General features: G+C 36.5%; 24 protein-coding genes. 23 read left to right on the top strand and 1 reads right to left on the bottom strand.

Going from position 1 to position 23,647, the window contains the following annotated elements:
• Nucleotides 1–12: 12 nt before the first annotated feature.
• The 15 genes from coaE to E7A03_RS02595 all read left to right on the top strand — a co-directional run bounded on the left by coaE (nt 13) and on the right by E7A03_RS02595 (nt 13,729).
• A complete protein-coding gene (gene coaE, locus E7A03_RS02665; RefSeq protein ID WP_077708365.1) occupies nt 13–615 on the top strand; it encodes a dephospho-CoA kinase in 603 nt (200 codons plus the stop codon).
• A 160-nt stretch (nt 616–775) separates the two neighbouring features.
• Nucleotides 776–1,330 (top strand): lytic transglycosylase domain-containing protein, encoded by a 555-nt coding sequence (locus tag E7A03_RS02660; protein WP_012864253.1) that lies wholly within the window; start codon nt 776–778, stop codon nt 1,328–1,330.
• Nucleotides 1,314–2,009, top strand: coding sequence for a hypothetical protein (locus E7A03_RS02655; RefSeq protein ID WP_316073644.1), 696 nt, complete (start codon nt 1,314–1,316; stop codon nt 2,007–2,009). Before E7A03_RS02660 ends, E7A03_RS02655 begins: the two co-directional genes overlap by 17 nt.
• A 263-nt stretch (nt 2,010–2,272) precedes the next feature.
• Nucleotides 2,273–2,731 carry a ribosome maturation factor RimP gene (locus E7A03_RS02650; protein WP_316073643.1) on the top strand — a complete coding sequence of 153 codons (459 nt, stop codon included), beginning with the start codon at nt 2,273–2,275 and terminating at the stop codon, nt 2,729–2,731.
• A 17-nt stretch (nt 2,732–2,748) separates the two neighbouring features.
• Nucleotides 2,749–3,825: a transcription termination factor NusA gene (gene nusA / locus E7A03_RS02645; RefSeq protein WP_012864256.1), complete on the top strand. Its 1,077-nt coding sequence runs from the start codon at nt 2,749–2,751 to the stop codon at nt 3,823–3,825.
• A gap of 2 nt (nt 3,826–3,827) precedes the next feature.
• Nucleotides 3,828–4,097 (top strand): RNase P modulator RnpM, encoded by a 270-nt coding sequence (gene rnpM / locus E7A03_RS02640; RefSeq protein ID WP_021148062.1) that lies wholly within the window; start codon nt 3,828–3,830, stop codon nt 4,095–4,097.
• Nucleotides 4,098–4,109: 12 nt separating this feature from the next.
• Nucleotides 4,110–4,415 (top strand): L7Ae/L30e/S12e/Gadd45 family ribosomal protein, encoded by a 306-nt coding sequence (locus tag E7A03_RS02635; protein WP_012864258.1) that lies wholly within the window; start codon nt 4,110–4,112, stop codon nt 4,413–4,415.
• Between the two features lie 15 nt (nt 4,416–4,430).
• Entirely contained in the window at nt 4,431–6,899 is a 2,469-nt protein-coding gene (gene infB / locus E7A03_RS02630) for a translation initiation factor IF-2 (RefSeq protein ID WP_316073642.1), read from the top strand.
• A 9-nt stretch (nt 6,900–6,908) separates the two neighbouring features.
• Nucleotides 6,909–7,265, top strand: a complete 357-nt coding sequence (gene rbfA, locus E7A03_RS02625; protein ID WP_008600771.1) for a 30S ribosome-binding factor RbfA — start codon at nt 6,909–6,911, stop codon at nt 7,263–7,265.
• Nucleotides 7,266–7,282: 17 nt separating this feature from the next.
• Nucleotides 7,283–8,224: a DHH family phosphoesterase gene (locus E7A03_RS02620; protein ID WP_316073641.1), complete on the top strand. Its 942-nt coding sequence runs from the start codon at nt 7,283–7,285 to the stop codon at nt 8,222–8,224.
• A gap of 2 nt (nt 8,225–8,226) precedes the next feature.
• Nucleotides 8,227–9,168, top strand: a complete 942-nt coding sequence (locus E7A03_RS02615) for a tRNA pseudouridine synthase B (protein WP_316073640.1) — start codon at nt 8,227–8,229, stop codon at nt 9,166–9,168.
• 2 nt (nt 9,169–9,170) lie between these two features.
• On the top strand, nt 9,171–10,103 hold the full coding sequence (locus E7A03_RS02610) for a bifunctional riboflavin kinase/FAD synthetase (protein WP_315306770.1): 933 nt from the start codon (nt 9,171–9,173) through the stop codon (nt 10,101–10,103).
• 13 nt (nt 10,104–10,116) lie between these two features.
• Nucleotides 10,117–10,881 carry a shikimate kinase gene (locus tag E7A03_RS02605; protein WP_012864264.1) on the top strand — a complete coding sequence of 255 codons (765 nt, stop codon included), beginning with the start codon at nt 10,117–10,119 and terminating at the stop codon, nt 10,879–10,881.
• A complete protein-coding gene (recD2, locus tag E7A03_RS02600; RefSeq protein WP_316073639.1) occupies nt 10,881–13,034 on the top strand; it encodes an SF1B family DNA helicase RecD2 in 2,154 nt (717 codons plus the stop codon). Before E7A03_RS02605 ends, recD2 begins: the two co-directional genes overlap by 1 nt.
• Nucleotides 13,034–13,729 carry a ComF family protein gene (locus E7A03_RS02595; RefSeq protein WP_012864266.1) on the top strand — a complete coding sequence of 232 codons (696 nt, stop codon included), beginning with the start codon at nt 13,034–13,036 and terminating at the stop codon, nt 13,727–13,729. Before recD2 ends, E7A03_RS02595 begins: the two co-directional genes overlap by 1 nt.
• A 154-nt stretch (nt 13,730–13,883) precedes the next feature.
• Here E7A03_RS02595 and E7A03_RS02590 read toward each other — a convergent pair whose 3' ends face one another.
• The gene (locus E7A03_RS02590; RefSeq protein ID WP_004693025.1) at nt 13,884–14,486 is read right to left on the bottom strand and encodes an HD-GYP domain-containing protein; all 603 of its coding nucleotides are present in this window, start codon (nt 14,484–14,486) and stop codon (nt 13,884–13,886) included.
• A gap of 902 nt (nt 14,487–15,388) precedes the next feature.
• Between E7A03_RS02590 and E7A03_RS02585 the strand changes: the two genes are divergently transcribed.
• From E7A03_RS02585 to E7A03_RS02550, 8 genes are all read left to right on the top strand, one after another.
• The gene (locus E7A03_RS02585) at nt 15,389–16,195 is read left to right on the top strand and encodes a basic amino acid ABC transporter substrate-binding protein (protein ID WP_077708373.1); all 807 of its coding nucleotides are present in this window, start codon (nt 15,389–15,391) and stop codon (nt 16,193–16,195) included.
• A gap of 11 nt (nt 16,196–16,206) precedes the next feature.
• Entirely contained in the window at nt 16,207–16,863 is a 657-nt protein-coding gene (locus E7A03_RS02580) for an amino acid ABC transporter permease (RefSeq protein WP_004693053.1), read from the top strand.
• Entirely contained in the window at nt 16,860–17,585 is a 726-nt protein-coding gene (locus E7A03_RS02575) for an amino acid ABC transporter ATP-binding protein (protein ID WP_012864269.1), read from the top strand. The genes E7A03_RS02580 and E7A03_RS02575 overlap by 4 nt, the downstream gene beginning before the upstream one ends.
• 506 nt (nt 17,586–18,091) lie before the next feature.
• The gene (locus tag E7A03_RS02570) at nt 18,092–18,289 is read left to right on the top strand and encodes a cold shock domain-containing protein (protein WP_004693056.1); all 198 of its coding nucleotides are present in this window, start codon (nt 18,092–18,094) and stop codon (nt 18,287–18,289) included.
• Between the two features lie 242 nt (nt 18,290–18,531).
• A complete protein-coding gene (gene hpf, locus E7A03_RS02565) occupies nt 18,532–19,059 on the top strand; it encodes a ribosome hibernation-promoting factor, HPF/YfiA family (protein WP_012864270.1) in 528 nt (175 codons plus the stop codon).
• A gap of 218 nt (nt 19,060–19,277) precedes the next feature.
• Entirely contained in the window at nt 19,278–21,713 is a 2,436-nt protein-coding gene (secA, locus tag E7A03_RS02560; protein ID WP_316073638.1) for a preprotein translocase subunit SecA, read from the top strand.
• A gap of 120 nt (nt 21,714–21,833) precedes the next feature.
• Nucleotides 21,834–22,941 (top strand): peptide chain release factor 2 gene (prfB, locus tag E7A03_RS02555; protein ID WP_012864272.1). Its coding sequence is split into 2 segments (ribosomal slippage): nt 21,834–21,890 and nt 21,892–22,941, totalling 1,107 coding nucleotides; the frame shifts between segments, so codons are not numbered across the junction.
• An 8-nt stretch (nt 22,942–22,949) separates the two neighbouring features.
• Nucleotides 22,950–23,645, top strand: a complete 696-nt coding sequence (locus tag E7A03_RS02550) for an LmeA family phospholipid-binding protein (protein WP_012864273.1) — start codon at nt 22,950–22,952, stop codon at nt 23,643–23,645.
• Nucleotides 23,646–23,647 lie beyond the last annotated feature (2 nt).

Here is a 23,647-nt window from a genome sequence, read left to right as displayed (position 1 = left end):
TAGAAGGTATATATGTTTAAAATTGGCTTAACTGGTGGCATTGCATCTGGCAAAAGTACAGTTCTTACATATTTTAAGGATAAAGGTATACCATATATCGATGCTGATATTGTGGCTCGTGAAGTTGTAGAGCCTGGTACAAAAGGGCTAGAAGCAATTGTAGCTGCATTTGGAACCGATGTATTGCACGATGATAGGACATTAAACCGAGAAGCATTAGGGGCTATTATCTTTCACAATGAAAAAAAACGCCAACAACTGAATGGTTGTTTAAAAGAGCATATTCAAAATCGAATCATGGAGCTCACAGCTCATTATGAGGCACTACATACACCAGTTTTACTATATGACATTCCCTTACTTATCGAAGGAGAGTGGTATACCATGATGGACGAGGTGTGGCTCGTATATGTGAATGAGTCAACTCAAATTGAGCGCTTAATGAATCGCAATGGATTTACCAAAAAGGATGCATTGGCTCGTATTAAGAGTCAAATGCGTCTTGATGACAAACGGACTTATGCGGATGTAATCATTGATAATAATGGTACACCTCTGGATTTAAAGGAACAATTAGATACCATCTGGAATGAGCGTATCGAATCAGCTCTATAAGAAAATTGATAATTGCCATTTTATGTGTCAAATTTGGTATATAAATAATAGTAATAAATGGTATAATAAGCCCATAAAACTTAGCATGATATTAGTTTAGCATTTGTTATATGTTAGATTTTGATGACTATTTTCAGTTTGTATGTAGAAAGGGGGATATATGAAACGTGCAACGGCAACGGCACTATCCTGTGTCGTACTAGGATGGTTTTATTTTACATATCTAGATGACCATTTCGCGCGTCAAATCGCGTATCCCTTTAACTATAAAGAGGAAGTTATAGCCGCAGCTGAGAAAGAGCAGGTACCTCCGTCTTTGGTGGCCAGTGTTATCTTAGCTGAAAGCAAGTATAAAAACACAGCGGAGTCTGAAACTGGTGCGCTTGGATTGATGCAACTCATGCCAGATACAGCTCGTTGGGTGGCACAACAAGTTGGGCATGGCAATTATACAGATCGTCAATTAAAAGAACCTACTATAAATATTGAGCTAGGTACTTGGTACCTAGGTCATTTGCTGAAGGAGTTTAATGGGGATCAAGTACTAGCATTAGCTGCTTATAATGCTGGTCGTGGTCATGTAGAATCGTGGATTCACGAAAATAACTGGAATGGAATGGTTGATACGATTCCGTTTCCTGAGACTCGTAGCTATGTAAAAGCAGTCTTACAGTATCAAGAAAGATATGAGGCATTATATGGAAACGATTATTGAAGCTTGTAAAGCCTTAGACTATTCCTGGTTGCCTCAATCTATTGAAGGCTTTACACTAGTTACCTCTACTGAAAGTGACTATACAAAGTTAGCTAATCGTATTAGTGCTGGTGAAGACGTATTGAAGGTACCTATTTTCCACTATCAAAACGATTTGGGATGGCGTTGGTCTGCCTTATATGATAAAGAGGTAGAGGACTATACAGTACATATAGAAATGCCACTATTTTCCTTTGTGGACATTTCTTTTGTGCGAGCCGATTTAGAGACTTTTTGGACAGGGCTACAAGAACGATGTGTAAAAGGGTTAACCAATATGTTAATAGAACCTGCTAATAACTTTACCTTTACTTATCGTCGCCGAGGGATTCCTGAATGGGACTTCTCACAAGTTATGCCTGAAGAGTTAGAAGGTTTTGTACGCGATATTGATCCAGCCCATGCGATTCGCATGATTAATGGGTCTTTTATCATCGGCGAATACCGTAAGATGGATGAGTGTACAGGCTTACTATTGTATTATAATGAATTGCGTGATGAATACTTTGCGGAACTTCGTTATAAAAGCTATCCAGAAATTGACCATCATTTAGATGCAAAAAATCTAGATGATTTAGCAGTGCTATTGCGTGAGCATTTAGGTGCGATACTAAAAGGCTTGAATGAGCGCGTTGATTAAAGTTTGGATAGATTTAATTATGCTATTTTTTGTCATTTTTTGTTTTTATAGAATGACTTATGTGGGATTGGTTTCTTTAATGCCCATTAGAAAGCGTAGAATTTGTATATACATAGTAAATGTGATATACTAAATATGACTTTTATATAAATCTTTTAAAAGAGTGGGCTTATGTCCACTCTTTCATTTATGATTAGCTCAATTTTAGAGTATTTAGAATCAAGAGATATATACAAGATGTAGTAACTAAGGAGGCGATGGCTATGAAAAGAGAAGCAGTGGAGGCGTTTGTATCCTCTGTAGTTGAAGGTATTATAGCCGGCACCAATATGGAACTCGTCGATGTAGACTTTGTACGTGAACGGGATTGGTATTTACGTGTCTACCTTGATAAACCAGGTGGTGTAGATTTGGATGACTGTCAGTTGGTGAGCGAAAAATTAAGTGCTGTCCTCGACGAAAAGGATCCAATTACGGAAAACTATTTATTGGAGGTATCTTCTCCCGGTCTTGATCGAGTTCTTAAGAAAGACAAGGACTTAGTTCGCTATAATGGCCGTGATGTAGATATTCAGTTGTTTAAGGCTATTAATGGCAGTAAACAATTTACTGGTGCATTACAAGGTTTTACAGACACAACTATCGAATTTACTATCAATGGTGAAAGCATGACATTTGAACGTTCTACCATTGCACAAATTCGATTACATCTTGATTTTTAATATATGGAGGCATACGAGTGAGTCAAGAATTAATTCAAGCGGTAATGGTGCTTACAAAGCAAAAAGGTTTTGCTCCTGAGGTTATTTTTGAATCCTTAGAGGCTGCATTGTTGCAAGCATATCGCAAAGAACCAACATCTAACCCAGATGCGTACGTTGTGATTGACCGCGAAACAGGCGTTTATAAAGTAATGGCTAAAAAACAAGTTGTGGAAACTGTTGAATTACCTGAAACAGAAATCAGCTTGTTGGACGCTCGCAAAAAAGATAAACGTTTTGAGATTGGTGATGTAGTAGAAGTAGATGTAACTCCTGCCAACTTTGGCCGTAGTGCTGCCCATACTGCTAAACAAATGCTCATTCAACGTTTAAAAGAGGCTGAGCGGAGTGTAGTATACGAAGAGTATTACAGCCGTGAAGGAGACATCATCACTGGCGTTATTACTCGCGTTGAAGGTAAAAATGTATTTATCAATCTTGGTAAAACGGAAGCGATTTTGCCTCCAACTGAGCAAATTGTTACTGAAACATACCGTGAAGGAGATCGTATTAAATGCTATATCGTAGAGGTTAAGAAAACTACGAAAGGCCCTCAAATTATGATTTCTCGCACACATCCAGGTTTATTGAAACGTCTATTTGAGCTAGAGGTTCCAGAAATCTTTGAAGGCGTAGTAGAGCTTAAGTCTGTAGCTCGTGAGCCGGGGATGCGTTCTAAAATCGCTGTATATAGTCGTGATGAAAATATTGATCCTGTAGGTGCTTGCGTAGGTCCTAAAGGGCAACGTGTACAACATATTGTTGATGAATTACACGATGAAAAAATAGACATTGTAAAATGGGATGAAGATCCAGCAATTTACATTGCTAACTCCTTAAGCCCTGCGAAGGTTGTATCGGTAGATGTAAGCGAAGAAGAAAAATCTTCATATGTAGTAGTACCTGATTACCAATTATCTTTAGCTATTGGTAAGGCTGGTCAAAATGCTCGTTTGGCGGCTAAGTTGACTAACTGGAAAATCGATATTAAAAGTGAAACTCAAGCTGCTGAAGAACCTTTTACAGGTTTCGGCAATGCTGAGGATGGTGAATAGTCATGAAACCAAAATCCCAACCTATGCGTACTTGCGTAGGATGTGGTGAACCTAAGGCAAAACGAGAATTGATTCGCTTAGCCTTGAGTCCTGACGGCAATATCACTATTGATCGCAGCGGTAAAGCACCAGGACGTGGAGCTTATTTATGTGAATCCATGTCATGTTTTGAGCAGGCCTATAAGGCAAAACGATTAGAACGGTCCTTAAAGCATAGCGTATCTAAAGAGATATATGAAGCGTTACAACGTGATTTACAAGAGAATGAGTAATCACTGATATACATGAATGAAGATAAAATTTTAAATCTCTTAGGCTTAGCGCAACGAGCAGGAAAAGTTATTTCTGGTGATTTTATCGTAGAAAAAGCTATAAAGAGAAAGGAACCGAAATTAGTACTTCTCGCTAGTGATTGTGCAGCCAATAATGAAAAGAAATATACTCAATTAGCAGAAACCCATCACATTCCACTTCACAGTATTGCCGATAAAGAGGCTTTAGGCACGGCCATTGGTAAGGAAGTTCGGGTAGTAGTCGCCGTACTAGATGATGGATTTGCAAAGGCATTACTTAAAGAGATTGATCGATAATAAGGGGGTATGTAGATGTCCAAAAAACGCGTTCATGAAATCGCCAAAGAGTTCGGCGTTGAAAGTAAGCAGGTCATTTCTATCTTGCAACAACATAATATTAATGTTACTAAAGCAGTTAATTCTGTAGATGATTCAGGTTATGAAATTGTAAAAAAACAATTAGGTAAAAAATTTGAAGCTCCTAAAGTAGCACAAAAAAAAGAAAAAAAGGTAGAATCGAAATCTGCTCCAACTGCAGCTCATAAACAAGAAGCTGCATCACATAAACAACAGCATTCAAATCGTTCTAACGAACAGAAAAAAGATAAACACAAACAAGCTGGTCAAAAACAAGACGATCAATCTAAACAAAAGGACCATAAAAAAGGCAATGTCCGTCATGTACAAATCTCTGAGCCTACACGCAAATCCGATGGTAAGCAACATGGTGGAGACCGTGCTAACAATCGCCCTAATAATACCCGCAATAATGATAACCGTAATAACGGTCGTTCTAATGATGTGCGTAACAATGACAGTCGAAACAACGATAATCGTAATAGCGACAACCGCAATAACGATAATCGCAATTCTAATAATGATCGCCGTAACAAGAAAAATAAAAAAGGTGGTAATAATCGCCCCCAATCCTTGTTATCTACATCTATGCAAAAAAAGAAAAATCGCGTAAAACATCGTAACGAGCAGTACCTACAACAAAAAGCAGAAGCTGAACGTAAAGCTGAAGCAGCAATTGCTACAGAAATTGAATTGAGCGGGCCTCTAACTGTTAAAGACTTAGCTGAAAAAATGGGTCGCGAAGTATCTGAAATCATCAAAAAATTGATGCTTTTAGGTGTTATGGCCAGCATTAACCAAGAGGTTGATGTAGATACAGCTACTATCGTGGCTGAAGAGTTCGGTGTAACTGTAACTGAAGTAGAACCTGAAGAAGACCCTACAGATGTTATTGAAATTGAAGATGCACCAGAAACATTAAAACCACGACCTCCTGTAGTAACTATCATGGGTCACGTTGACCATGGTAAAACATCCTTGTTGGACGTAATTCGTCAAACTAATGTAACAGCTGGCGAAGCTGGTGGTATCACTCAACATATTGGTGCGTACCAAGTTCGCTACAAGGATAATAAAATCACATTCCTTGATACACCAGGTCATGAAGCATTTACTGCTATGCGTCTACGCGGTGCGAAATCTACGGATATTGCAGTTCTTGTAGTCGCTGCCGACGACGGTGTAATGCCGCAAACTATCGAGGCTATTAATCATGCGAAGTCTGCAGATGTACCTATTATTGTAGCCATCAACAAAATGGATAAACCAGGTGCTAACCCAGATCATGTTAAACAACAATTGTCTGAACATGGCCTTTTACCAGAAGAATGGGGCGGCGATGTCATCATGGTTCCTGTATCTGCTAAACAAAAACAAGGTATTGAAGACTTACTTGAAAATATTTTGCTTGTAGCAGAAGTTATGGAATTGAAAGCGAACCCTAACCGTAAGGCATATGGCGTAGTTATCGAGGCTCAACTTGATAAAGGTCGTGGTGCTGTATGTACTGTCTTGGTACAAAAAGGTTCTCTTCGTGTAGGTGATACAGTACTTGCTGGTACTGCATACGGTAAAGTACGTGCCATGACAAATGAGCGCGGTGAAAAAGTAAAAGTTGCTCGTCCGTCTATGCCGGTAGAAATTTTGGGCTTCTCCGAAGTTCCACAAGCCGGTGAAATTATAAATGGTATGGATGACAACGAAGCACGTGCAATTGCTGAAAAACGTATTGCTAAGCAACGGGTTCAAGAATTGCAAGCTACACATAAAGTTACATTAGATGATATTTTCAACCAAATTCAACAAGGCGAGTTGAAGGATCTTAATATTATCATCAAAGCCGATGTTCAAGGTTCTGTAGAAGCATTGCGTCAATCGTTAGAAGGCATCAAAAATCCTGAGGTTCGTATTGTTATTGTTCATGCTGCAGTAGGTGCTATTAATGAATCGGATATCATGTTGGCATCTGCATCTAATGCGATTGTAATGGGCTTTAATGTACGCCCTGATGCTAATGTTCGACGTGCAGCGGAACAAGAAAAGGTTGACTTGCGTACATATCGTGTAATTTATGATGCTATCAATGACGTTGAATCTGCTATGCGCGGTATGTTGGCGCCTCAATTTAAAGAGGTTGTCGTAGGTCGTGCAGAAGTGCGTCAGGTTATTTCCACACCAAAGGCTATTGTAGCTGGCTCTTATGTAACAGAAGGTCGTATTACTAACGACTCTGAAGTTCGTTTAATTCGTGACGGCATCGTTGTATTTGAAGGTAAGGTTGATTCTTTACGTCGATTTAAAGATGAAGTTAAGGAAGTTAAAACATCCTTTGAATGTGGTATCTCCTTAGAAGGATACCGCGACATCAAGGAAGGCGACGTTATTGAAGCTTACTTGATGGAAGAAATTGCACCTCAATTATAGGAGGTTTATATGAGTGATGTTCGTGTCAGAAAATTACAAGAATTTATCAAACAAGAGGTAAGTCAAATGTTGATGCGCGGATTGAAAGATCCGCGTATCGGCTTCACTACTATTACCGATGTTCATGTAACAGGTGATTTACGTGAAGCTACGATTTATGTCTCCTTGTTTGGTTCCGATAAGGAAAAAGAAGATACCCTTATCGCATTAAAGCATGCGGCTGGACATATTCGTACCGAGCTTGGAAAGGTACTTAAATTGCGACATATTCCTTCTATCACATTTGATAAGGATACGTCCTTGGACTATAGCATGCATATTGAATCCCTTTTGAACGAAATTAAAAAGGACGAAGAAACAAATTAAAACAGAGGATACAGAACATGAGTAAGATTACTATTAATCAATTACATATGGCTCTGTGTGAAGCTAATTCTATTATGCTAACCGTCCATGTTAGACCTGATGGCGATGCTATCGGATCCATGGTTGCCTTTTACGAAGCCCTTGTGGGGCAAGGTAAAACTGTATATATGGTAGTAGATGATGTAGTTCCTGAGAAGTACTCATTCTTACGGTATACGGACCACATCCATGATGTCGCCTATTTTGAAACTAATCCAGTTGATATTGATATGCTAATGGTTTTGGATGCTAGCACGTATGAGCGAATTGGCAAAGTAGGTGCACTCTGGAGTGCACCTATTTTTAATATAGACCACCATATTTCTAATACGGAATTTGCGGATTATCTATATTTAAAGCCTGACTTTGCTGCTACTGGTGAAATTGTTACCGACTTATGTACAAAATGGAATTGGCCTATCACTGAGTCTATGGGTATCGCGTTATATATGGCGATAGCTACGGACTGCGGTTTCTTTAAGTTTAGTAATACTACGGCGAATACCCTTGAGATGGCTGCTAAATGTGTAGCTGCAGGGGCTAGACCAAATGTTATTTCTGAAACCATTGAAGCCGTATCTGCCAGTCGCTTAGAATTAACAAAACAAGTTATGCAAACTATCGAGTTTCATAAAAATAATACAGTGGCCACTATCGAGCTAAATCGTGATGCCATGAACATTCTTGGCGATGATACAGATGGTTTTGTAGACATTATTAGAAATGTTGATACTGTAGATGTGGCAATTTTATTAAAAGCAGAAGCTGATAATAGAACACGTGTAAGTTTACGTTCTAAAGGTATTGATGTGAACGCTGTAGCAAGCCATTTTGGTGGAGGTGGTCACATTCGTGCTGCTGGGTGTACTATTAATTTGCCGTTACAAGAAGCAAAACAGGCTCTCATTGAGGTGATTTAACAATGGATGGCATTTTATCATTTTTAAAACCTCCTGGTATTACGAGCCATGATGCCGTTGCTATTTGTCGTCGTATTCTAAAGGAAAAGCGCATTGGTCATAGCGGTACATTAGATCCTATGGCTTATGGTGTATTGCCTGTGTTTCTTGGCAAGGCTACGCGCCTTATAGAATACACCGAGGATTTTGATAAAACCTATGTAGCAGAATGTAAATTGGGTACTTTTACAGATACTGAAGATAGCTCAGGACAACCTGTATTGCCAGATAATGATATGCTATTGCGAGATGGTATTGTATTGAATCGAGCTATTCAATCTACAGAAATCTCAGCAACTATGGTTAAACCAGGCTTTGAAGAATTGGTTAGTATTTTGAAAAAATTTGCTGGCGTTCAGGACCAAAGACCGTCTAAGTATTCTGCCATTAAAGTAAATGGTATTCGAGCTTATGAATATGCTCGTAAAGGTATTCCTGTGGAGCTACCATTACGCCAAATTCATATTAAAAATATTGAGCTCATTGCTTATGGATTCCCTTTTTTCACGATTCGTGTGACATGCTCAGGGGGGACTTATATTCGCTCATTATTACGCGATATTTGTATTGCTTTAGGTATACCTGGTACGATGACTTCTTTGGCACGTACTCAAGTAGGGCCTTTTGACATCGGTTCCGCTAAGATGGCTGAAGAGATAATGCTACATGGTGAAAGCCTCTTGTTACCAACGGATGCGGCGGTTTCTCATCTTTCAAAAGTGACTGTAAATAGTGTACAATTAAGGATGATGGTGCAAGGGAAGGAATTACCTATTGAAAGGGAATTTTCTTTTACCGAACCAGATAATTTTTATAGAGCCTATGGACCTCTTGGTTTCATAGGTATTATGAAACGAACAAACCACTCATTAAAGGTGGAAAAAAATATTTTTATTGAAGGATAAGTATGAAGCAAATACATTCGTTTGATGAACTACGTCAAATCAAAGATACAAAAGTATATGCCCTTGGTACCTTTGATGGCATTCATCGAGGTCATCAACGAGTTATACGTAAGGCTGTTGAAGAGGCTACATCAGTCAATGGCGTAAGTATCATCATTACCTTTGAACATCATCCGTTGACTATATTACATCCAGAACGAGTACCTAAACGGGTGATTCAAGAAGAGATTATGGATACTGTGCTAGGAGAGCTCAAAGTTGACTATATTTTACGGTTACCTATGACTGAAGCATTATTAAAAATGACTGCAGATGAATTCTTACATGTTCTCTGCAATGATATGAATGTGGAAGCTATTGTAATTGGTGAAAACTTTACATTTGGTGCAAAGGGGCTGGGCAATCCAGAATATATGAAAAAAGTGGTAGCGGATAAGAATATACGAGTTCTTGTACAGCCTTTATTGCCATGTGATGGTCGTAGTACACCTATTTCTAGTACAGAAATTAGAAAGGCTATTCATGAAGGACGTTTAGAGGATGCAAATCATTGGCTAGGTAGGCCATTCCAGTTTAAAGGAACTGTGATTAAAGGTGATCAACGGGGACGCACATTAGGATTTCCAACATTAAATCTATTACTTCCTAATGAAATGGCTACACCTCCAGATGGAGTCTATGCTAATCGTGTATGTATTGGTGGTATTTGGTATGATGGGGTAGGCAATATTGGAGATAATCCAACCTTTAGAAATCAGTACCATAGATGTGAAGTACACGTTTTTAACTTTGACCAGGATATATATGGAAAAGAAGTGATTGTACAGTTCATTTCTTATATTAGAGGAGAAGTTAAATTTAATAACTTACAAGACCTTATCGATCAAATGAAGGTAGATGAAGAACAGGCTCTAGCTATTTTAGCTAATGCATAAAAAGGGGGTTCTCATGGATATTAAAGAAGCTCGAAAACAGATAGATAGTATTGATTCTGTATTAGTTACGGAGTTTGAAAAGCGACTCACATTGATTAAAGAAATTGGTAAATATAAGGATGAACATCATTTACCACTTATTGATGAAGAACGGGACGAAAGTATCATTGCTTTACATACTCAAAATTGTAAAGATAAAGTTTTAGCACCTTATGTTGAAAATTATATAAAAACCGTCGTTTCTATGAGTAATGAGTTCTTAAAAGAACACATGCATAAGCATATTTTTCTCATTGGTATGCCTGGCGCAGGTAAGACTACTGTTGGTAAGGTTCTAGCTAAAGAGTTGGGGCGAGATTTTTTTGACTTAGACCAAACGATTCAAGACAAAGTGGGTAAATCTGTTCAAAATATCTATATTTACGATGGTAAAGATGCTTTCAGTGAATATGAATATGCTACAATTAAAGAATTAATTCATAATAAACCATCTGTCATTGCTACAGGTGGCGGTACGGTTACCTATAATAAAACTGTTAAATTGATGCGCAATAATGGTCTTGTTGTATTTGTTAACCGCGATGTAAATCATATTTTAGATGATTTGGATCTAGAGATTCGTCCGCTTGTAAAAGAAAGTATCGAATATATTTTTAATGTATATGAAGAACGATATCCTTTATATGAAAAAGTAGCACATATTAAAATTGGTAACGAAGGCAGTATTACCGATGCAGTGCAAGAAATTATTGAAGCCTTGCCGAATACGGAGAAATAATGGACGCCATACGAGGATTTGTATACCGAACTATATATGAGAATACACAACGTACATATTGCGTGTTTATCCTAAAAGATTATAATGAGGAATACATTACTTGTACTGGCAAATTTGAGTCTCCTAAAGAAGGGGAAGACATCGAAGTACGGGGCCGCTATGTAGAACATGAAAAGTACGGCCGCCAATTTGATGCGAGCAGTGTTGAAAAGTTAAAACCTGATAATATGGGTGCTGCCAAGACTTATTTGTTGAATCTAGGAATAAAAGGTTTTGGTGAAAAATCCGTAGAGAAGGTACTAGAGTATTTCGGTATTCGTATTTTAGAAATTTTACGGGAAGAACGTCCAGAAGAGATTAAGGATGTTCCAGGTCTCCGAAAGAGTGTTAAGGATGAATTATTTAATACCTTACTTGGTGAAGGTATTTTATCCGATTTAAATCATTTTTTTGAAAGTCATCACATTTCATCGAAATGGAGTCGCATTGTATATACCTATTATGGTGTGCAGTCAGTTGCAGTTATAGAGGATAATCCTTATACATTATTACGTGTAGCACCGGATATGCTCTTTGGTACGGCCGATACACTAGCAGAACATCTTGGTATTAATGGTAGTGATACACGCCGTTTAGAGGCTGGTTTAGAATGGATTCTACGTAGTTTAGATAATCAAGGTCATACATGTTTACCAGTAGACCAACTTATCGGTCGACTTGACGATTTATTACAAACTGATGTAGATGATATTGCGAACTTTATTGAAAGTTTGCTGGAACAAGGTGCACTGTATAGTACGTATTATGAAGACATCTTATATATCTATCCGCCAGAGATGTATGTTTCTGAAGTGGAAGGGGTCCACTATACTCGTGAGTTTCTATTACAAGCTGATCCAATAGCATTAGATATTTCTAGTTTTATTGAAAAGTTTGAACGAGACAACTATATTACCTTTGGTGATGCTCAAAAAGAAGCTATACAGCTCTCATTTTTTGAAAAGTTTTCTCTTATAACGGGTGGTCCTGGTACAGGTAAAACAACTATCATCAAGGCGCTAGTAAAAGGTTTCCAACTCGGTGGATTGGGGCGCATTATACTTTGTGCTCCTACGGGACGTGCTGCAAAGCGTCTGACCGAGGCCACTGAGTTTGAAGCTACTACAATTCATCGTCTATTGGTACCTGTTCAAGGTAGTGACTCCTATGACTTTACAAAGAATGAAGATGATCCTCTAGATATAGATGTCATTATCATCGATGAAGCATCTATGCTTAATGTGCGTTTATTCTATTCTTTGATGGCTGCTATTCCAAAGGAAGCCCATGTCATTATTGTGGGTGACGTAGATCAATTACCACCTATAGGTGCTGGGTTCGTATTAAAAGATTTATTAGATAGTGATTGTGTGCCCTATACACGACTTAATCAGATTTATCGTCAAAGCTCTGGTAATACTATCGTTGAAAGTGCTTACGCAATTAACCGTGGTGAAATGCCTAACCTGAAAGGTGTGAGCGAAGAGTTTTCTTTTATTCCTGTTAAATCTTATGATATGATGATGAAAGCCATCATTGATGTATATAAACGTGAACAAGAGACGATAGAGGATGAATTAGATATTCAAATTATTTCTCCTATGCGCCGTGGTGAAGCAGGTAGTACATTGATATCACAATATGTACAACAAGCTGTAAACCCTCCAGACAGCTATAAGGGAGAAGTTCGTGTCAATGGCATTACGTATCGCGTTGGGGATAAGGTTATTCAAATTCTCAATGATTATGAGTTAGAAGTGTTTAATGGCGAAATTGGCGTTATCTATGCTATTACGCGGACCGATATTTGTATTCGATTTATCCATAAAGAGGTTCGTCTACCTATCGATGAAGCACATATGATTATGCCTGCTTATGCTATTACAGTTCATAAGAGTCAAGGTAGTGAGTACGGTGTAGTTATTATTCCATTTGTTCCACGTTATGGTGGCATGTTACAACGTAATTTGTTGTATACTGCTGTTACACGGGCAAAGCGTAAAGTAATCATCGTTGGTACTACGAGCGCAGTTGAACGTGCTGTGCGTACTGTTAATGCCGATGAACGTTACACATTGTTTAAAGAACGACTACAAGGGAGATGTGATTCGTAATGAGTCTTTGGGATTTCCTATTTCCACCTGTATGCCCTCACTGTGGTGCACCTGTGGCAACACAAGGGGATTGGTGTAAAGCTTGTTTTACAGATTTATTACATATTCGTCATATACCACATAAATTTTTACACTATGTAGATGATGTATGTGTGTTGGCCGAATATCGTGGTGGTCTAAAGTCTATGATTTACGATGTAAAATTTAATGAAAAAAAGGAGCAGTCCAAAGGGGCCGCTCCTTTTTTAGTATCGTACAACTTTTACATGAAATATAATGAGTCTAACATTGTGAACAGTAATTGTAAAATTATGTATGATTATATTGTTCCCGTACCATCTAGCGAAAAGAAAAAAGCTAAGAGAGGATATAATCAAGTAGATTTATTCTTTCTTGAATGGGCTCATTCTTTATGGGAGATAGATAGAAAAAATTTTAAATGGTTAGATTGTATATACAAGTTTGATACTTCTCGAGATATGTGGGGATTAACAAATAAAGAAAGACATCAAAATATTGATGATGCTTTTGTTATACGCGCCGATTACAAGGATATTGATTTGACAAATAAGAATATTTTAATCGTAGATGATATATATACTACAGGTGCTACAATTGAAGCCGTAGCAAAAGTCTTGCAAAAGCATAACGCTTTACGCGTTGATGCCCTTACGCTAGCTAGTGGTAGTTTCTAATCTTTACTATTAAATGTAGGAATATAATATTTGATTTTATAGTAGCATTATAAAATGTATTCATATCAAATTATGGCGATAATGTTTCTAAAAGAAATAGTTAACTTAGTATATAAAAAAGCGTTCACCTGAAGGTGAACGCTTAATTAACATATTAGCCAAGCACATCAATAAATGCTTTAACTACATCAGGATCAAAGAGGGAGCCAGATGCACTAAAGAGTTCTTCTTTTGCTTTAGCTTTTGTTTTTGCCCAAAATTCAGTAGAAGGATTAACTGTTGTATCATAGTAATCTGCTACAGCAATAATTCGAGCTCCTAACGGAATATTGGCACCACGTAAATGTTTGGGATAACCAGAACCATCCCATTTTTCATGATGATAACGAATATAAGGTAAAATTTGTTGGCAGCAAGGATAGTTTTCAATCATATTGGCACCACTTGCAGCATGTTGTTTATACTTAGACATTTCTTGCTTATTAAGATATGGAGATTTTTGGATTAATGCATTAGGAACCATTAATAGACCCACGTCATGAAGTAGAGCTGCGTGACGAATCTGTTCAATTTCATTTAATGGTAAACCCATTTTAGCTGCGATGCTAACAGCATAGTTTGAAACCTGAATAGAATGTGTATAGAGATGATAGCTTTTCATTTGTATCATCTGTAAAAGTTGTGCGCTTATGGCTTCTAAACTGTCTTTCTCCAGTTCATACAAACCTGATGGTTGCATCAATGATAACATAAACATAATAAACCCCTCTAACTAACAAACTGAACATATGGTACAACCCCTCGTACTTATGTTCATATCGTACAACTTTAGGCCGTTCTAATTTAACAGTATAAAAATTATACACCATAAATAATTTTTTGTGTATGATACGTATGTTCTTACAAATATGTTGTATTCATATTTGGCATACAAAAAATAATTGACAATTTAAGAATCCACTAGATATGGTACTTAAAAAATGTGATTTTAGAAATATTAAAATATTATGAAGAATATTTTAGGTTTTCTATTCCAATTTTCTATACATCAACAAATAGGGGTTGCAAAATTTATTCTCATTGTTCTAAGAATTATGCGATAGTATGTTTGGTAAAAAAATTATGTTTGGCTACTTAACTATATAATCAAAAATTTTTAAAATAATAGTAAAACTAGACATGAATACTGTTATTCTTTATAATACGTCTATACGGGTCTGTGGTTGAAAGTCGAGGCTAGTCGCAGGCAAAACGATCCACATAAGCAGCCCAAAGGGTTGTGAGCATGGTGCGGCTTAGGTGTAAGTCCTGCCGATAAAATCGAGAGAGGTAGTAGTGGGGAGTCTTGGACTTATGAGCGAACCTTCCAGCAGGCGAGTGTGGGGGCAAAGACCAGGTCAGCCGTATAGGGGCACATGAGGCTTTTCTCATGTGCTTTTTTTATACAGTTGTATATTATAAAATCTATAGAAAACCACTAACTATGGGAAAGTTTTTATACATAACTGTAATATTTATACAAATAATGTATAAACTTAAAATATAAATATAGCGATTTTGCGATTGTATCTAAAATTATATACAAAATTATTGACATAATTATACTTAATCTATATACTATTATAAAGTAGTAGTAAGTTAAATAATGAGGTTGATAATATGTTAAATAGCAAAGTAAAAAAAATAATTCTTGGCGGTTGTATGTTAGTGATGGCTGCTTCTTTAGTTGGTGGATGTGGTTCTTCTAATCAACCTACATCTAATAAACTTGTCGTTGGCACTAATGCTACATTTGTTCCATTTGAGTTTAAAGATGAAAAAACTCAAGATTATACAGGTTTTGATATTGAATTGATTCGTGCGATCGGTAAGCGTATTAATAAAGATGTAGAGCTAAAAAATGTAGCTTTTGATGCTTTGATTCCAGCTTTGAACACACATGATATTGATGTTGCTGCATCTGGTATGACTATTACAAAAGCGAGAAGTGAAAAAGTATTATTTTCTTCTCCTTATTATGAAAATGCCTTAGCAGTGGTATATAAAGATGGAACGGCTGTGAATTCTCTTGATGACTTAAAGGGTAAAAAAATTGCAGCCCAATTAGGTACTACTGGTGCAGATTTAGCTCATAAAATTGAAGGTACTACTGTAAAAGAATTTGACCATAGTAATGAAGCTTTGTTAGAATTACAAAATGGTGGAGTAGATGCAACTGTAATCGATTTACCTGTAGCTCAATATTACAGTACTAAGCATCCTGACCAACATATGAAATTTATGGCATATCCAAATACTAAAGAATATTTGGGCTTAGCAATTAATAAGGATAACAAAGCATTGCAAGAAGAAATCAATAAAGCAATTGCTGATATGAAGGCTGATGGGGAATTTAATACATTATATAAAAAATGGTTTAATGTAGATGCACCTGCTGATATGCCAGTAGTTTTAGAATTTAAATAATAGGAGAGATTATGAGTTTTAATTGGGGGTTAATTGCGGATAATTTACCGCTCTTGCTACAAGGTGCTCTAGTGACTGTAGAAATTACAGCCATGTCTGTAGGTTGTGGTTTTTTTATCGGTCTTTTAGTATCTTTAGCAAATTTATCTAAATTTAGATTAGTTAGATTGCTTGCAAAATGTTATGTAGATATCATTCGTGGTACACCATTACTGGTGCAAATTTTCCTAATCTATTTTGCCTTGCCTATGATTACAGGTCAACGGATTGATCCATATATTGCGGCTGTTACCGCATGTAGTATTAACTCTGGTGCTTATGTATCTGAAATTTTCCGTGCTGGTATTCAATCTATTGATAAAGGTCAAATGGAGGCCGGTCGTTCTCTTGGTTTAACTTGGGGACAAACCATGCGTTACATCATTATGCCTCAAGCTTTTAAAGCAATTATTCCTCCGTTAGGGAACGAATTTATTGCCATGTTGAAAGATTCCTCTTTAGTTTCTGTTATCGGTTTCGAGGAGTTGACACGTCGTGGTCAATTAATCATTGCTAAAACCTATGCATCCTTTGAAATCTGGGGTACGGTTGCTGTGATTTACCTTATTATGACAGTGACTATCTCACAATTAGTTGGATATCTTGAAAGGAAATATAGCATTAAATGATTAAATTAGAAAATGTACATAAATCTTTTGGTAAAAATGAAGTACTAAAAGGTATTAATTTACATATTGAACAAGGTCAAGTTGTTGTAATCATCGGTCCTTCTGGTTCTGGTAAAAGTACGGTACTGCGCACTATGAACTACTTGGAGGAACCTACATCTGGTAAGGTTATCGTAGATGGCATGGATCTTTCTGATAAGAAAAAGTTAAATGACGTTCGTGCTGAAGTAGGAATGGTTTTCCAAAACTTTAATTTGTTCCCACATATGACGGTTATGGAAAACCTTACCTTAGCACAAACTAAGGTTCGTAAAACATCTATGGAAGAGGCTAAGAAGATAGGTCAAGCTTTACTTGATCGAGTAGGTTTGGCGGATAAAGCCAACGCATACCCTGATTCTTTGTCAGGGGGTCAAAAGCAGCGTGTTGCTATTGCTCGCGCTTTAGCTATGAAACCAAAAGTAATGCTTTTTGATGAACCTACTTCAGCTCTTGATCCTGAAATGGTTAGTGAAGTGCTAGATGTTATGAAGTCTTTAGCTGAGGAAGGTATGACGATGGTCATCGTTACTCATGAAATGGGCTTTGCGAAAAAGGTAGCGGATAGAGTGTTATTTGTTGATGGTGGATTGATTTTAGAAGATAATACACCTGAACGCGTATTTGATGCACCTACCAATGAAAGAACAAAATCATTCTTAGATAAAATTTTGTTAGATTAAATAATATAATTATAGGAAGCAAATTCTAGAATTAGAAATTGCTTCCTGTTTTTTTACATTAAATTTAACCTATCTATTTATATTATATATGTATAGCTTAATATCTATTAATATATTTGATAACCTTTAGAGTGAATTTATTAATTATAAAGAGTTTGTATAAAGATTTACAGGGTAGATTAATCTGAAAAACACGATTATTGCTATAAATATTTGTGATATAACAATAATTTATACAGTCATTTTTAAAAACAATAATTTTTAATTCACATATTTTTATGATTATAAAAATATACAATTAATTTATAGGGCTTATATAATTATTTATGACATGTATAGATATAGGGATTTTTGAGATTTACAGCAAATGATATTCTTATTTCTAGTGTTTGTATATTCATTAAAAATGTAAATATTGTTGTTTGATATTTTATACATGCTGTGTTATGATACACATATAGAGCAAGACAGTAAGACAATATATATATTTTTAGGAGGATGTTACCATGTTAGGTAAAGTAAAATGGTTCAGCGCAGAAAAAGGTTATGGTTTTATTGAACGTGAAGACGGTAGCGATGTATTTGTACACTACTCTGCAATCCAAGACGAAGGTTTCAAATCTTTGACTGAAGGTCAAAATGTAGAATTTGAGATTGTTGATGGAAACCGTGGACCTCAAGCCGCTAACGTTGTTAAAGCGTAACTACATACCAAAAAAATTATAAAAACAATATATAATTGGACCCCGATAGTATATACTATCGGGGTTTTTTGATTTTCTATATACATTTTATACATAATTCTACAAAAAATATAAAATTTTTAGATAAAAAAGAAGGAGTTTTACAGTTAGATGTAGAAATACTAAATATAACACGAGAGATAAGGTTATATAATACCACACACTCGCATCTCGTGGATGATTTTTAGAAAGGGTGTTGACTTATGAAAGTAGCAATTAGAGGAAAAAACATTGAAGTGACAGATGCCTTAAGAGCATATATCGAAAAAAGATTGAGTAAATTGACTCGTTACTTCGATGATGAGTTAGATGCACAAGCGGTTTTATCCGTTGTAAAAGATAAATCTACAATTGAACTTACATGTTTTGTTGATAAAATCGTTCTTCGTGGTGTGGAAACTAACGATGATATGTACGCAGCTATTGATTTAGTAGTAGATAAAATTGTTCGTCAAATCCATAAATATAAAACTCGTTTAGCTAAACGTTTCAAAAAACAAGAAGCTTTCCATCCTGAAGCTTTGGCAGCTCCTGTGGAAGAAGAAACTATTGAAGTTGTAAAACGCAAACACTTTGTTGTGCGCCCTATGGATGTTGAGGAAGCGATTTTACAAATGAATCTTATTGGTCACGATTTCTTTATGTTCTTTAATGCTGAAACTGAAGCGATGAACGTTGTTTATCGTAGACATGATGGTTTCTATGGTTTGATCGAGCCAGAACTTCAATAATATATAATGTCGGCTGAACTTAATCCTAACTCCTTTCTACTTTAAATCAGCCGATTATTATATTAAGGTGGATGACTTAAAATAGTCATCCACCTTTTTTGCAAAAATAATACTATAAATAATCTTGAAATGCCTTGAATTCTTTGACTATTCAAGGCTTTTTCGTTATAATAAGTTAGATAAAATAATGTAAGATGTCCCGTAGAGGAGTGATTTGTTTGTTAAGCTTTTTACAAAGGCTATTAGGCAATAATAACGCAAAAGAAATTAAAAAAATGCGTGCTATTGCAGATCATATTAATGAAATTGAACCTAATTATATTAAATTAAGTGATGCTAACTTAGTGGCAAAAACTGATGAGTTTAAACGTCGTTTACAAAAAGGGGAAACGTTAGACGACCTATTGCCAGAAGCATTCGCTGTAGTTCGTGAAGCATCTAAACGCGTTTTAGGCATGCGTCATTTCGATGTACAGTTAATGGGGGGCATTTGCCTGCATAATGGTAATATCGCGGAGATGCGTACTGGTGAAGGTAAAACATTAGTAGCTACATTGCCTGTATATTTGAATGCATTGACCGGTAAGGGTGTACACGTTGTAACAGTAAATGATTATTTGGCGACTCGTGATAGCGAGCAAATGGGACGTTTATATAATTTCTTAGGACTTTCCACGGGTCTTATTGTGGCTAATCTTGACTTTAATCAACGTAAAGAAGCCTATGCGTGTGATATTACATATGGTACAAATAATGAGTTTGGTTTTGACTATTTACGGGATAACATGGTAACCGATGTTGTTCAAATGGTACAACGACCATTGAATTATGCCATTGTGGATGAAGTAGACTCCATTCTTATTGATGAAGCAAGAACACCATTAATTATCTCAGGCCCTGGTCAACGTTCCACTGATAATTATTATAAATTGGCTAAAATTGTTCCTCACCTTATAAAAGATGAAGACTATGTTATCGATGAAAAACAAAAAACTATTGCCCCTACAGATTCTGGTATCGCAAAGGTTGAAAAAATGCTTGGCGTTGAAAACCTATATGATGCAGAAAATATCGAGTTGAATCATTTGCTTGGTGCTTCTTTACGTGCTTATGCTATGATGCATCGTGATACTGATTATGTGGTTAAAGATGGTGAAGTTGTTATCGTCGATGAGTTTACGGGCCGTTTGATGTTTGGACGCCGTTATTCTGATGGTTTGCATCAGGCTATTGAGGCTAAAGAAGGTTTGAAAGTTGAACGCGAAAGCCAAACTTTAGCATCTGTCACATTCCAGAACTATTTCCGTATGTATGATAAATTAGCAGGTATGACAGGTACTGCTAAAACAGAAGAAAAAGAATTTATCGATATTTATGGATTAGAGGTTATACCAATTCCACCGAATAAGCCTTTAATCCGGATGGATTTGCCAGATCAGATTTTTAAAACTAAAGCTGCTAAATATCGTGCCGTAGTACGTAATGCAGTAGAACGGCATCAAATAGGGCAACCTATTTTGATTGGTACTACATCTATTACACAGTCTGAAGAACTTTCAGATATGTTGTTGCGTGCAGATGTACCTCATAAAGTATTGAATGCTAAACATCATGAACAAGAAGCAGAAATCGTTGCAGCTGCTGGCCAAATGGGAATGGTAACAATCGCTACTAATATGGCTGGTCGCGGTACAGATATTACTCTTGGTGAAGGTGTGCCAGAACTAGGTGGTTTAGCAATTTTGGGGACAGAACGCCATGAAAGCCGACGTATTGATAATCAATTACGCGGACGTGCTGGTCGTCAAGGGGATCCTGGTTCTTCTCAATTCTTCTTATCATTAGAAGATGACTTAATGCGTATCTTTGGTGCTGACAATATTACAGGTATCATGGATAAACTTGGTATGGAAGAGGATGAACCTATCGAGCATTCTTTGATTACTAAATCTATTGAACGTGCTCAAAAGAAAGTAGAGGATCATAACTATAATATTCGTAAATATGTACTTGAGTATGATGATGTTATGAATCAACAACGTGAAGTATTATACGAACAACGACGCCGTATTTTACGTAACGAATCCTTGCGTGAAACAATTAATGAAATGATTGACAAGCTTGTTACCGAATCTGTAGATGCTTATGCTGATGAAAAGCTCTATCCAGAAGAATGGGATTATGAAGGTCTCTATAAACATTTAAGTCAATATTTCTTAACAGAAGAGATTATGTCTTCTCAAGATATGGAAGAATATAGTCGTCAAGACTTATTAGAACGCTTATTAGAAATTGCTCATGAAGAGTATCAAGATCGCGTTGATATGCTTGGAGAGGCTATGTTTAGTCAACTTGAAAAGGCGATTATGTTGCGCGTTGTTGATAATAAATGGATGGAACATTTGGATAATATGGATATGTTACGAGAAGGTATTGGCCTTCGTGCATATGGTCAAAAGAATCCGTTGGTAGAATATAAGTTTGAAGCTTTTGATATGTTCCAAAACATGATTGCAGCTATTCAAGATGAGACAATCATGGCATTATACAAAATTCGTGCACAATTGATTCAAGAAATCGAAGAACCAGTTGATCACTTAGAAGGTGCACAATCCCATCATGAAGATGTGTTGGAGCCACAAAACATAGATTAAGATTTGTGAATGGCACGTTGCTCAAAGGGATTTCCACTGGGCAACGGCCATTTTTCTATTTTGTTAAGGTAATAGTTTATTGATGTAATAGACTAATTAACTAAAGGTGGTGAACATAAATTGTTAGAAGATCTAAAACCGATTATTTCTAATTTAGAAGAACGTATTTATGGGATGAGGGATTCACTTTAACATCGCTCAAAAGGAAGACCGAATATTTACACTTGATGTACAGATGAGTGATCCTACATTTTGGGATAATCCAGATAAAGCTCGTGAGATTTCTCAAGAGGCCACACAATTAAAAAATGCTGTAGAAAGCTATAAGCAACTTGTTAGTGATATTGAAGATGCTAATGTGATGCTTGAAATGGCTATAGATGAAGATGATCTCTCCATGGAGAGTGAAATCAAGGAATATGTTAAGCAAATAGAAGAAACCTTGGAAAAGCAAGAAGTACTTTTATTGTTAAGTGGTGAATATGATGCAAATAATGCTATTTTAACATTTCATGCCGGTGCTGGTGGGACTGAGGCACAAGATTGGTGTTCTATGTTAATTCGCATGTACTTGCGCTGGGCTGAAAAATCTGGCTTTTCCATCGAGTTAATGGATGAACAACCTGGTGATGAAGCAGGAATAAAATCTGCTACATTCCTTGTTAAAGGTGAAAATGCCTTTGGTTACTTGAAGTCTGAGAAAGGTGTACATCGTCTCGTTCGTATTTCACCATTTGATGCTGCGGCTCGACGTCACACATCATTTGCTGCTGTCGATGTAATGCCTGAAATCGATGATACTGTGGAAATTAATATCGATATGAAAGACGTTCAAGTTGATACATATCGTGCTAGTGGCGCTGGTGGTCAGCATATTAATAAAACCGATTCTGCTGTTCGCATGACACATAAGCCGACAGGTATTGTAGTACAATGCCAAACACAACGTTCTCAAATGCAGAATAGAGAACAAGCTTTACGTTTGTTACGGGCGAAACTATTTGAGTTAGAGCTCGAAAAGCAAGCTGAACTTAAAGAACAGATTGGAGGTACCTACCAAGCAATTGAGTGGGGTAGTCAAATTCGTTCCTATGTATTCCATCCATATAATCTTGTTAAGGATCATCGTACTAGTGTAGAAACTGGTAATGTTCAAGCTGTTATGGATGGCAACTTAGACCCATTTATCGAAGGTTTCTTAAAAAAAGAGGCTAACTTAACAATTTAGGAGATACTATGAAAAAGTTTTTACTATTCCTATTAGTGCTAATTATTGCTCTTGTAGTGGCATCCCAATTTTTATTACCATCTTTTATTGGCTCTCGTATTGAAAGTCAATTAAATGAAACATTGAAACCAACGGCTCAAACAGTAAATGTTGAGGCTCAACCTGCTTTCAAAATTTTATATGGTGAGGTGGATCGTGTTTATGGCACTTTGGAGAATATTAAACTGGGTAAATTGAATTTTGCTAGCTTCCGATATGATGCTAAACAAATTCTTGTTAATCCAATTTCTTTATTAGCTAGTCAACAAATTGATATCGTTAGTGTTGGGACTGCTAGTATTGATGGGACTATTAATAAAGCTGATTTAGCGACTTTCTTAAGTAATGAAGCAGGTAGTGATATTCAAGACGTACAAGTTGACATTAGTAAAGATAATATCAGCCTAACCGGTAAAATGAATGTAGGCATGGTGTTTAAAGGAGATGTTAAATTAGATGGGAATTTAGAATTAAAGGGCAATACATTATTGTTTTCACCTAAAAAGTTCACCATAAATGGTGCTACAATTCCTGGTATGACATCTAATGTGTTAGAAAGTACTCAAATTTATGACTTCAACAATTTTCCAATTCCTGTAAAAGCGGAAAGTTTGACTGTTGATAATGGTGAAATTCTCATTAAAGTTAAACCTGTACTCAACTAGAA

It is taken from the genome of Veillonella parvula, assembly GCF_032472435.1.
In the GTDB taxonomy this organism is placed as follows: domain Bacteria; phylum Bacillota; class Negativicutes; order Veillonellales; family Veillonellaceae; genus Veillonella; species Veillonella parvula_N.
The sequence above is the reverse complement of the archived record's forward strand: the minus strand, read 5'-3'. Positions and strand labels throughout refer to the sequence as shown.